This is a genomic window from Megasphaera sp. UBA4382, from assembly GCF_002391155.1.
GTDB classification, from domain to species: Bacteria; Bacillota; Negativicutes; order Veillonellales; family Megasphaeraceae; genus Megasphaera; species Megasphaera hexanoica.
Genome location: NZ_DGRS01000082.1, coordinates 100,797 through 112,270, shown reverse-complemented (window position 1 = coordinate 112,270; position 11,474 = coordinate 100,797). Strand labels below are relative to the sequence as shown.

The 11,474-nt window shown below is 48.6% G+C and carries 10 protein-coding genes; 7 read left to right on the top strand and 3 right to left on the bottom strand.

What is annotated here, in order from left to right; genetic code table 11:
• From B4H10_RS10405 to B4H10_RS10380, 6 genes are all read left to right on the top strand, one after another.
• On the top strand, nt 1-548 hold a 548-nt coding region (locus B4H10_RS10405; protein ID WP_292018372.1), incomplete at its 5' end, for a 4-hydroxyphenylacetate 3-hydroxylase C-terminal domain-containing protein.
• A 237-nt stretch (nt 549-785) separates the two neighbouring features.
• Entirely contained in the window at nt 786-2,087 is a 1,302-nt protein-coding gene (locus B4H10_RS10400) for an MFS transporter (protein WP_059076151.1), read from the top strand.
• A gap of 220 nt (nt 2,088-2,307) precedes the next feature.
• A complete protein-coding gene (locus tag B4H10_RS10395) occupies nt 2,308-3,984 on the top strand; it encodes a glycosyltransferase family 39 protein (RefSeq protein ID WP_292018793.1) in 1,677 nt (558 codons plus the stop codon).
• Entirely contained in the window at nt 3,981-4,925 is a 945-nt protein-coding gene (locus B4H10_RS10390; RefSeq protein WP_059076149.1) for a glycosyltransferase family 2 protein, read from the top strand. Before B4H10_RS10395 ends, B4H10_RS10390 begins: the two co-directional genes overlap by 4 nt.
• 169 nt (nt 4,926-5,094) lie before the next feature.
• Nucleotides 5,095-7,488, top strand: coding sequence for an AAA family ATPase (locus B4H10_RS10385; protein ID WP_059076148.1), 2,394 nt, complete (start codon nt 5,095-5,097; stop codon nt 7,486-7,488).
• A gap of 11 nt (nt 7,489-7,499) precedes the next feature.
• The gene (locus B4H10_RS10380) at nt 7,500-8,675 is read left to right on the top strand and encodes an MFS transporter (RefSeq protein ID WP_059076147.1); all 1,176 of its coding nucleotides are present in this window, start codon (nt 7,500-7,502) and stop codon (nt 8,673-8,675) included.
• A gap of 238 nt (nt 8,676-8,913) precedes the next feature.
• On the opposite strand, the gene B4H10_RS10375 is transcribed toward B4H10_RS10380, so the two are convergent.
• Entirely contained in the window at nt 8,914-9,309 is a 396-nt protein-coding gene (locus tag B4H10_RS10375) for a VOC family protein (protein ID WP_170087035.1), read from the bottom strand.
• A gap of 183 nt (nt 9,310-9,492) precedes the next feature.
• Between B4H10_RS10375 and B4H10_RS10370 the strand changes: the two genes are divergently transcribed.
• Nucleotides 9,493-9,927: a SoxR reducing system RseC family protein gene (locus B4H10_RS10370; protein WP_059076145.1), complete on the top strand. Its 435-nt coding sequence runs from the start codon at nt 9,493-9,495 to the stop codon at nt 9,925-9,927.
• Between the two features lie 71 nt (nt 9,928-9,998).
• Here the strand turns inward: B4H10_RS10370 and B4H10_RS10365 are convergent, their stop codons facing one another.
• Complete coding sequence (locus B4H10_RS10365) at nt 9,999-10,853, bottom strand: fumarylacetoacetate hydrolase family protein (protein ID WP_170087034.1); 855 nt, start codon at nt 10,851-10,853, stop codon at nt 9,999-10,001.
• A gap of 88 nt (nt 10,854-10,941) precedes the next feature.
• Nucleotides 10,942-11,409, bottom strand: coding sequence for a GAF domain-containing protein (locus B4H10_RS10360; RefSeq protein ID WP_113855273.1), 468 nt, complete (start codon nt 11,407-11,409; stop codon nt 10,942-10,944).
• Nucleotides 11,410-11,474: the final 65 nt, after the last annotated feature.

Sequence of the window (11,474 nt, the reverse complement as noted above, 5' to 3'; positions counted from 1 at the left end):
GCGTAGGCGACGTCCTCATCGGGGCCGCGGCCCTGGCAGCCGATTATAACGGTTGTGCCAAGGCATCGCACATCAAAGACAAGATTATCGAAATGCAGCACCTGAACGAAACGCTTTTCGGCTGCGGCATCGCCTGCTCGGCCCTGGGCAAACCGACGAAATCGGGCAACTACCTCATCGACCTGCTGCTGGCCAACGTGTGCAAGCAGAACGTCACCCGTTTCCCCTATGAAATCGTCCGCCTGGCCGAAGATATTGCTGGCGGCCTGGTCGTCACGGCGCCGTCGGAAATCGACCTGCGGGATCCGAAAATCGGGCCGTATGTCGATAAATACCTCAAAGGCGTATCGTCCGTATCGACGGAAAACCGCCTGAAAGTCCTGCGTCTCATCGAAAATCTCTGCCTGGGCACGGCCGCCGTCGGCTACCGGACAGAATCCATGCACGGTGCCGGCAGCCCGCAGGCACAGCGCATCATGATTTCCCGTCAGGGTAACCTGGAAATGAAGAAAGAACTGGCCAAGAAGATTGCCCATATTGAAGAATAACCTCTGAGCCATAGCAACATGCCCCGCATAGGGGTATAAACAGAGAGTCCCATGATAGCTCCGGCTGTCATGGGACTTTCTGTTTATCTGTATTTTGGATGCAATAATACAAATTGTGCATAACCGGATTGACAATTATGGATAATCGACGTATAATTAAATCACTAGCATACCAATATATTGGTATATCTCCGATCGGAACAAGTGAATAGGAATGAATGAGAGAGGTGAAGTAACATGACTACGTTACAATCAGAAAAGCCGACGAAAGTCCGCTGGATGGTCTTCGGCTCCTTACTGGCATTATGTACGGTAAACTATATCGACCGTGCCGTTATTTCTATTTGTATGCCTTCCATTGAAGCAGATCTCCACTTTGGTCCTGCTCTGGTAGGGGTCATTCTCAGTGCCTTTTTCTGGGGCTATACGCTGATGCAGATTCCTTCAGGCTGGATTGCGGACCGTCTGGGGCCGGGCAAGACAATCCTGGGGTCCGGGATTTTGTGGGGTGTATTTCAGGTCATCACCGGCTTTTTGAGCAGCAGTTCTGCTTTTATGGCTGTACGGGCACTACTCGGTGCATCGGAAGCCCCGATTTATCCGGCCAGCAGCAAGCTCCAGTCTGTGTGGCTGACGAAGAATGAACGTACCCGTGGTGCAGCTATTGTCGATGCCGGATCGGCTCTCGGCACGGCTATTGGCGGGCCACTCATTATTGCCTTCCTTGCCTGGTTTGGCGGCTGGCGTGGTGCCTTGATGGGGGCCGGTGTCTTTACGATGGTAGTAGTCCTCATTTGTTATAAATTCGTTCATACGACACCGGATACGAATAAAATGATCAACAAGGCTGAACGGGAATATATCGATAATGCCCTGAAAGCTGAATACGAAAGCGAACAGATGGCCAGTGGCGGCAAAACGTCACTGGGATTGCCACGGTATCTGCGCAGTGTCACTTTCTGGGGCATGGTCCTGGGATTTGTCTGCTATGACTGCTTCTGGTATGGTCTAATGACATGGGGGCCTATGTATTTATCCCAGGTATTTAAAGTCAATTTCATGGCTGTTGGCGGTTCTATTTTCATTATCTTTGGCTGTGGTGTTATTGGTTCCCTCTTTGGCGGCTATATGATTGATACGATGTGCATGAAATATGACCCCAGCAAAGTCGTTAAGTATGCCCTGGCAGGTCTGGGAATCGTGATGGCAATCGCCATGTATCTTCTCAGTACGGCTACATCCATGACGCTGGCTATCGTGTATATGTCTGTTGCCATGTTCTGTGAAAAATGGGTTGGTGCGACGTTCTGGATGATGCCGGCTGCTATTTCGCAAAAAGATGATGTCGGCATTGTTGCCGGTGCCATGAACTTTATGGGCAATATCGGCGGCGCCATCGTACCGATTCTCGTCGGTATGATTGTCACACTGACGGGATCGTATTACTGGGCTATTATCCTCTTTATGGCCTTTGCCATCGGACTCTGCATTTTCCCGATTGGCATCAATATGAACAAAAAAGTCGGTTCTGCTTCCTGATTATCGTACTTTGCTCTAGTAAAAACCCTCTATTCCATGTATACTGGATAGAGGGTTTTTCTCTGCCGGCTGTTAAGCGGAACCAACCTGCGGGGCGGTTTTGTTCCAGCTGCTTTTTTTGGGAATCAGGGATATAAAAAATGTTACAGGCCTGTTTAGGTTTTGTTTAGATAGAAGCTGTATACTGTCACTATATAGGATACAGTGGGAGGAAATGAATATGAATTGTGCCATACGGCGTCATCAGCGTCTGATTTTTTTTGTTTTATTGTTTGCTGCGGTTTTCCTGTACCTGGCTCATATTGGTTCCTATCATCTGATTGAATTAGATGAGGGAAGATATCACCGGGTAGCCATGGAAATGGTTCTTTCCGGCGATTACATTACGCCTCATTTTGACTATATGCCGTATTTTGAAAAACCAATCTTTCAGTATTGGATAACGGCTCTTTCCATGGAACTCTTTGGTTTCCGCGAATTTACGGGACGTGTCCTGCCGGCCCTTTCGGGATTGGGGAATGTCCTGCTGGCCTTCTGGCTTGCCCGGGTAATGTACAACCGTCGTACGGGCGTTATGGCGGCCGTCATTCTGGCAACGTCAGCATTGCAGCTCATCGTCGCTTCCATCGGTGTCCTCGACATGGCGCTGACTTTTTTTATTGATGCCTGCCTGGTCACCTTTTATGTATTTGAGAGAACGGAAAATAAGAAATATCTGCTGCTATTTTATGCATTTATGGGATTCGGCATGCTTACCAAAGGGCTGATTTCCATCGTATTTCCCTGCGGGATTATTTTTTGGTATGCCCTTTGTACGAAACGGCCCCGCCTGTTCCTGAAATTGTTTTATCTGCCGGGAATCCTGCTGTTCCTTGTCATCGCTGTGCCGTGGTATTATATGGTATGCCAGCGGAATCCTGACTTTTTTTACTTTTTCTTTATCCGTGAACACTTTCTCCGCTTTGCTACCAAGATGCATGAACGGTTTCATCCCTGGTATTATTTTGTGCCGGTCCTGCTGGCTGGCACGATGCCCTGGACCGGGTTTTTATTGCCTTTTTTCAGCAAAAAAGGCATCCTGCGCCGGCCGGGTACCCTGCGGCATCGGCAGGATATTTTGTTCCTCGGACTTTGGGCAGGCCTTATTTACGTTTTTTACAGCATTTCTGATTCCAAACTGCCGACCTATATTCTTCCCTGCTGGCTGCCGTTATCGGTCCTTCTGGCAGCATCACTGGAACGGTGCCGGAGAGAAAAAGACTGGCTATGCCACAGCTTTTTTGTAAACTCCGTGCTCTGTTTGTTATTTACGGCTGGCGGGATTGCCTATCTCATGCATACGGATTTCCTGACTGTGCCAGATTTCCTGAAAAATGGCGGCCTGCTCATCGCGTCCCTTCTTGCAGGTACGCTGGCAGCCTGCTGGTCTTATAAAAAGCGCCGCAGTTTCTTTGCTGTTTTCCTGATTCTAAGCTGTATGGCCTATGGCTTTGGACTTGGCGCCCATCAGGTGCAGGGGCAGATCCATGATCACCAGTCAGCCTATCAGGTCAGCCAGGATATTAAGACTCTGCATCCGTCGGAAGATACGCCGATTATTATGTACGGTTCTTTCATTCCGGGGCTGGTATATTATCTGGACCGGCCCGTGGCGGCTGCCAATTTTATGGGTGAACTGGAGTTCGGCATTCACCATACGGATCGTACGGGGATGTATTATGGCAGTAAGGAACTGTATGATGTCTGGCATAGCAGCCAGCCGGTCATTGTCGTAGTACAGCCGAAATACCTTGAAGAGGCACTGAGTGTCCTTGACGGGAATATATACCAGCGTATGGAAGAAGAGGATTATACCGTATTGATTAACCGGCCGTTGAAAGAGGGCGTATTGCCATGAAGCGTATAGACATTCTCGTACCCTGCTACAATGAAGAAGCAGTACTCCACCAGTTTTATGAACGGACCAGCTCGGTTCTGGAACAGATAGAAAATTACCAGTTCACTTTTATCTTTGTCAACGACGGCAGCCGCGATCGTACAATATCGATTATCCGGGAGCTTTATGAAAAAGACGCCCGCGTTTCTTATATTTCTCTATCCCGTAACTTTGGAAAGGAAGCGGCTATGCTGGCTGGTATGGATTATGCTGATGGCGATGCCCTGGTCATCATGGATGCTGATTTACAGGATCCGCCGGAACTTCTGCCGGAAATGATTGCCTGGTGGGAAAAAGGATACCGTGATGTCTCAGCCCGCCGCCGCTGCCGGGAAGGAGAAACATTTTTCAAAAAATGGTCGAGCCACGTATATTATAAATTGTTGAAAAAACTGACGTCCGTTCCCGTTCAGCAGGATGTGGGCGACTTCCGCCTTCTGGACCGCCGCTGCGTCCAGGCTTTGTGCAGTCTGCGGGAATGTCAGCGCTATACCAAAGGGCTTTTCAGCTGGATCGGTTTTGAAAAGAAAGAAATTCTCTTTGATCGTCCGCCCCGGGCCGCGGGCAAAACGAAATGGAACTACTGGCAGCTTTTTAACCTCGCTGTAGATGGCATTACTAGTTTTACGACGGCCCCATTGCGGGCGGCTTCTTTTGCAGGCTGTCTGCTGGCCTTTCTGGCGTCTTTATATATGTGTTTCATCGTCGTACGTACACTCGTATACGGCGGTGATGTAGCCGGGTATCCGTCCCTTATTTCGGTCATCTTGTTTATCGGCGGCGTACAACTCATGTTCATGGGAATTATGGGGGAATATATCGGCCGTATTTATAATGAAAGCAAGGGCCGCCCGCCTTATATAGCAGAGGAAAGAGGCGTAAAAAGAAAAGAGAAATCATAGGAAGTGAAATGAACTGCCCCCCATTCGTTAGATTTTTAGGTCTAACTTTTGGGGGGCACTACAAAACCGCCTCACGGGCGGTTTCTTTTATTTTCTGCGGCAAACATGGTACAATACAACTAGTATGTATCCAAGTCCGCCCTGACAGACGAGAAAGAAGGGGACCGCCATGATCGATAGAGATAAGTTGAAGGACATTCTGACTGAATATAAAAGGGATTTTCCCCAGCGCTGGCCGTTGGAAAAGTATAAGTGGGAAGCTGTGCGCTGTTTTCAGACGGCATGGGACTTTACGGCCCGGGATTTTGAAGAAATGTTTACGGCTGCTACGGCCCGGACAAAGGATTTGCTTACGTCGGTTAATTATTATCCCCGCGGGGTTATGCGTGGCTTTGCGGCCGTCAACCGGGATGCGACCAAGGCTATGTTTTCTAATCTTTTTGACGAAAAAAAGGACCTGGCGGTCCGCGTAGAACGGTTCCGGGAAGATGCCGAACATATCCGGCGGGAATATGGGGAAGGCATCTGGAAGCAGCATTATCAGAAATTGAACGCCATCAGTACGTATTTGTGGCTCCGTTATCCCGACCGGTATTACCTGTACAATTATTCCGATTGCCGTGTCGTAGCGAAAGAACTCCATAGTTCATTTATGCCTCACCGCGGTGCTCATGCAGGAAATCTCATCGGTGCCTATGGCCTTTTTGATGAAATCTGTGATGCCATTCAACAAGACAGCGAACTGCAGACGGTGTACAGGGCGCAGCGCCATGACAACTGCTGGGCTGACACCTCGTGCCATACGCTGACCGTCGACCTTTGCATGTATATCAGTCGTATTTATTCGAAAAAAGGCATCGGCAGTGGCGATCCGGACTGGCTGCCCATTGGGTACAGCCCGGAATTGTCTGTTCAGGACTGGGTCGCTTTATTGCAGGATGATGCCGTATTTACGGAAAGCAGCCTGGAAGTGATGCGGCGGTTCCTCGATTTTGGAGGAATGGCAACATGCCGGCAGTTGGCCAATAAATATGGTGAGCCTAAAAATTTTTATAATTTCTGTTCTGTTTCCCTGGCAAAACGGGTAGCGGAAAAAACGGATTGCAACGTCCTGACTACAGAAGACGAAAGCGCCAAATGGTGGCCTATTTTATACGTGGGAAAGATAGATGAACACAATGCCGATGGCGGATATATCTGGAAATTGCGGGATGAACTGGCAGAGGCCCTGCAACAGGTCGATTTGTCGCGGGTAAATTTATATGCGCATGTATCGCTTCCTGAAGGAAGGCATGCGGCCTGGTGGTTTAGTGTCAACCCCGTGTTGTGGAGCTTTTCTTCTATGGGCATAGGGGAACCGCGCAGCTTTTCCCTGTATAATGAAAACGGCAATAAGCGGCGCGTTTTTGAAAATTTCCTGGCTGCACGAAGCGGGGACTTCCTTATTTGTTATGAATCATCGCCGGTGCGCCAGATTGTAGCTATTGGAAAAATTGTCAAAGAAAGCGACGGTGAAAATATCTATCTGGAAAAAGTGGAAGGTCTGGTACATCCTATTGGATATACGGCAGTGCAGGCTGTGCCAGAGCTCCGGCGGATGGAATATTTTGAAAATCCCCAGGGAAATTTATTTAAATTGACCCGAAGTGAGTATACGTCTATCATGGATCTTATCCGTGATGAAAACCCGGTGGATCACCAACGGGTGGTTAAGCCTTATACCCATGATGATTTTATCCGGGAAGTCTATATGAGCCGTGGCCATTTTGCTACTCTGATTTCTCTTTTGAAGCATAAACAAAATATCATCCTCCAAGGGGCCCCCGGCGTGGGTAAGACCTACACGGCACGGCGTATTGCTTATGCGATGATGAGAGAACGGGATGACAGCCGCATTGAATTTGTCCATTTTCACGAAAGCTTTGGGTACGACGACTTTGTGGCAGGGTATAAACCTCAGGATACAGGTTATGTGTTCCGGTACGGCATTTTTTACCGGTTCTGCCAGCGGGCCGCCAACATGCCAAACAAGCCTTTTTTCTTCATTATCGACGATATCAACCGGGGGAATATCAGCAAAATTTTTGGCGAATTACTGATGCTCATTGAAAAACCATACCGCGGTACATCTGTAACCCTTTCCTGCAACGGAATGCCTTTTTCTGTACCGAAAAATATATATATCATCGGTATGATGAATATGGCGGATACGGTTTCCATCCGCGATTATATCCTGCGCCGCCGCTTTGGATTTTTTGAACTGATTCCCGAATTTGATTCTGATGGATTTCAAGAGTATATGAAGAAGCTCGATAGTGATACATTTACGGCCTTGATTACCCGCATAAAAAAACTCAATGCAGAGATTTCCGAGGATCCCCGGCTGGGACGGGGCTTTTGCATCGGTCATGGGTATTTCTGTGGTCAGACGGAATATACTGAAGAATGGCTCATGGAAATCGTCGATTATGAAATCATGCCACTTCTTTTAGAATACTGGCCGGACAAGCCTGATAAAGTGCGGCATTGGGGACATGTTCTGCGCAGTGTATTTTATGATTGAGGAGACTTACGATGAAACGATATTTGTATCTGCTTTCGCTTGGCCATTTTTGTACTGACTTAAGCGGAGGAGCGCTGCCAGCCCTGTTGCCGTTCCTCGTACTGTATTACGATCTCGATTATGCCGCCGTCGGTGGGCTTATGTTTGCCTCGTCCTTTTTGTCATCGGTCATTCAGCCTGTCTTTGGTTACCTGTCCGATAAGTTGTCCCAATCATGGTTTCTGGTAGCGGGCGTCTTTTTGTCGGGAGCCTGTTTTTCCCTGACGGGATTTTTTTCAGATTACTGGGCTATTTTTACCGTCGTTGCACTCATGGGGGTCGGAGGTTCTATGTTTCATCCCGAGGCAGCCCGTCTGGTTCATGCCGTTTCCGGAAGGAACGAAGGCAAAGCGATGGGAATTTTTTCTGTTGGTGGCAACGGGGGATTTGGCGTAGGGCCGCTCCTGGTCGTCGGGGTTATCACTTCGTTTGGCATGCATGGCATGGTCGTTTTTGCCGGCATTGCGGCTATTATGTCATTGCTTTTCGTACGGACTCTTCCATCGCTCCGGCAGGCTGCACAGCTTGTGTCTCCTTTTCTGACTTCCCGGGAAACCGTTCCGGATAGTACTGTCACAGGAAAAAATGACTGGCGACAGTTTTCCAAGCTTACGGTCGTCATCATATTCCGGGCCATTGCCGTCTCGTCGCTATTTAGTTTTTTGCCCCTGTTCTGTATCAACATGCTGGGAGCATCGGAAGCGGTAGGAAGTCTGGTCCTGTCGGTTCTTTCTCTTTCTGGTATCGTCATGACGCTCTGGGGTGGCAATCTGGCTGACCGGTATGGCTGTGTATGGACACTCCGCCTGTGTTGTATCTTGTTTGTACCTCTCATGATACTGGCCACGATTTCTACGCAAATCTGGATGGTCTATGCTCTGCTGCTGCCACTCAGTTTCTGCGTGAGCGGTGCCTATTCGGCTTATGTCGTCCTGGGACAGCGCTACCTGGCACGCAGCATCGGATTTGCATCGGGCGTTACCATGGGGCTGGCTTTCAGTATTGGAGGAATGCTCGTTCCCGTCCTGGGATGGTTTGCTGATATATATGGACTGATAGCAGCGATGGAAATCATTACGGCATGCACGATAGGGGCCGCAGCCTGTTCATTCCTGTTGCCTGAGCCGGCAAATCATGGAGCTGCCTGATAACAAATGCCTGATATGGATACCGGCACAGTATTCTTTCCCGTATGCGCCAGATGAAATGCGGTGATGGTGCTGCAGTAGCCGTTTCTGCCAAAGAAGAAGCCGTCAAAGGCGTATCGACCATTTCCCATCATCATTAATCGCCGTTTATTCCATGTATAGCATAGGATGCAAAATAGAAGACGGACCTGTCAAAATATAGCAGGCCCGTCTGTTGCATGTCCGGATATATAAAAGATTATTTTTCCTGGAAAAATTCGATTTCTTCACCGCAGGGACCGATAGCAAAGGCGATGCGGGCTGGAAAGGGCGGCTGGGAAGCGATAGTGATATCTTTAGGCTCCACAGCAATGGTATAACCTGCTTGACGTACAGCGGCGATGCAGGCATCGGTATCATCTGTTGCCAGAGCAAAGTGATTGACCGACCCGGTTGTGCAGCTGGCGCTTCCACTGGCAAAGATTTCGATGAGGCCGTCTCCCGTATCAAACATGATGCCTGCTTTTTCTTCATTACCCCAGCGGCGCAGGACCGGAAGGCCGAGGACATCCCGGTAAAAATGAACGGTTTCCTGGAATTTTTCTAAATCGGCACATTTTAATGCAGCATGGTGGATTCCTTTGATTAAACTCATGCTAAGACCCCCTGATTAATGATATATACTTATTGTATCATAGAATTGTCTGATTGTTACTGCCAGATCAGAAGGAAAATAAAAAACGATCATTCCGGGGCATTGCCTTTTAGGTGGTCCCATGCTATAATGTATACAATGAATAATGATTATTAATTAATATATGATAAAGGAGGGATTCATATGCGTATAGGTGAAGGTACGATTGAAGAAATCAAGGAAAACGGTCTGGCAAAAGTAAAAGTAAGCCGGGATTTCCTGTATGTAGCCTGCAGTGCCTGTGCCGGAGCTGAACATGTCATGATTATGGCTTATAATGGGCTGGGAGCCCGGGAAGGAGACCGCGTCCGTTACGAAGTAGATGATTCCCACCTGGCCATGAGCTCGTTTATTTGCTTTATCATGCCCCTTCTCCTGGCGGCCGCTGGTGCGCTGGCCGGATATGGTCTGGGAACAGAGACTATGTGGGGGATTGCCGGCGCCGTTATCGGCCTGGCGTTTGGCGTTGCCGGAGTCAAATACTATGACAACCGGTTGGGAAAGGTGATTGATACAAAAGCTTCCATTACGGCCATCCTGGAGGATGGAGAAGATGATAATGAATCCGTAACAGCATAGAAGAACGAGCCTGCCGTATTGATGGCAGGCTCGTTTACTAATAACGTATATGAGTGAACCGGGTAAAACGGTTATTTTGTCAGGGTATTGGTCAGTTCGCCGATGCCGTCGATTTTTACGGTGACCGTATCGCCGGCTTTCAGCCAGACTTGCTTGTCTTCCGGATATCCGAGGATGACTCCTGAAGGCGTACCGGTGAAAATGACGTCTCCCGGTTTCAGTGTCATATATTGGGAGAGGTAACTGACGATAGTGGCACAGTCGAAAATCAGGTCATTTGTATTGGAGTCCTGACGCGGCTGTCCATTGACAAAGCTCTGGACCTGGAAATGAGCCGGATCTGCTTCTGATGCGGGTACGATGTATGGTCCCAGAGGAGCAAAGCCGTCAAAGGTTTTGCCGATAAGCCACTGGGAGGTACGCATCTGCAGATCACGGGCAGAGAAATCGTTTCCGATGGTATAGCCGAAAACATAATCGAGGGCATCTTCTTTACGTACCATGTGGGCTGTTTTCCCGATGACGATGACCAGTTCGACTTCATAATCGTATTTATACGCCGTGTCAGGCAGGACGATATTTTCCTTGTGGGCATTCAATGCATTATTGAACTTGCTGAACAGCGTAGGATAGTCGGGAATAGGCAGCTTGGATTCTTTGGCATGAGCCGCGTAATTGAGGCCGATGCAGAGAATTTTTTCGGGATTGAGTACGGCCGGGGCAAAGCGTACCGTATCTGTATCGACAACCGGTCCGTTTCCGGCAGCTGTACGAATGGCGTCCAGGGTATACGTCCCATCTATGGCAGATTGCATTGTGGCTGGAATAGCCGGGTATCCACCGGCAGTAGCGTCGCGGGCCGTGCCGTTTTCGTCCATGACGCCGAGATGGATTTCGGTGCCTTTGTAGAAATTAAATAGTTTCATAAATGAATCCCCTCCTCTGGCTTTCTAGAATACTAGTTCATTCCATTATAGCATATTAAACATAAGAAATATAGAAATAAATACTTTGTCAGAAAGAAATGGGTGAGAATTCTGTAATTTCTTCCAGTGCCCGGACAAATGATTCGAGTTCCTTCTGATCATTTTCTGAAAAGCGATTGTAGATGGGACTGTCCATATCGAGAAGAGCTACGACTTTGCCGTCATGGTGGATAGGGATGACGAGTTCTGAATTGGAAGCGCTGTCACAGGCGATATGACCTGGAAAAAGATGAACATTGTCAATCCGCTGGGTAGCATCTTCCAATACGGCCGTACCACAAACGCCCTTGCCGATAGGGATGCGGATGCAGGCGACTTTGCCCTGAAACGGCCCCAGCAGCAGGCTGCCCTGATTTACGATATAAAAACCTGCCCAATTGATGGAAGGGAAGCAGTCCCAGAGCAGGGCAGACGCGTTGGCAAAAACAGGAAGCCAGGAGGCATCGGCTTCTGCCAGCGCCCGCAGCTGTTTATTCATCAATTCGAAATTTATCATGGTATTGTACTCCCTTATTATAAAAAATTGAGTGAATTAGTTCAGACCTTATTATACTACAGGTA

Coding starts and splice junctions, on each gene's coding strand:
- B4H10_RS10395 (WP_292018793.1), top strand. CDS start 2,308: ATGAATTGTGCCATACGGCGTCATCAGCGTCTGATTTTTTTTGTTTTA.
- B4H10_RS10390 (WP_059076149.1), top strand. CDS start 3,981: ATGAAGCGTATAGACATTCTCGTACCCTGCTACAATGAAGAAGCAGTA.
- B4H10_RS10385 (WP_059076148.1), top strand. CDS start 5,095: ATGATCGATAGAGATAAGTTGAAGGACATTCTGACTGAATATAAAAGG.
- B4H10_RS10380 (WP_059076147.1), top strand. CDS start 7,500: ATGAAACGATATTTGTATCTGCTTTCGCTTGGCCATTTTTGTACTGAC.
- B4H10_RS10370 (WP_059076145.1), top strand. CDS start 9,493: ATGCGTATAGGTGAAGGTACGATTGAAGAAATCAAGGAAAACGGTCTG.
- B4H10_RS10375 (WP_170087035.1), bottom strand. CDS start 9,309: ATGAGTTTAATCAAAGGAATCCACCATGCTGCATTAAAATGTGCCGAT.
- B4H10_RS10400 (WP_059076151.1), top strand. CDS start 786: ATGACTACGTTACAATCAGAAAAGCCGACGAAAGTCCGCTGGATGGTC.
- B4H10_RS10360 (WP_113855273.1), bottom strand. CDS start 11,409: ATGATAAATTTCGAATTGATGAATAAACAGCTGCGGGCGCTGGCAGAA.
- B4H10_RS10365 (WP_170087034.1), bottom strand. CDS start 10,853: ATGAAACTATTTAATTTCTACAAAGGCACCGAAATCCATCTCGGCGTC.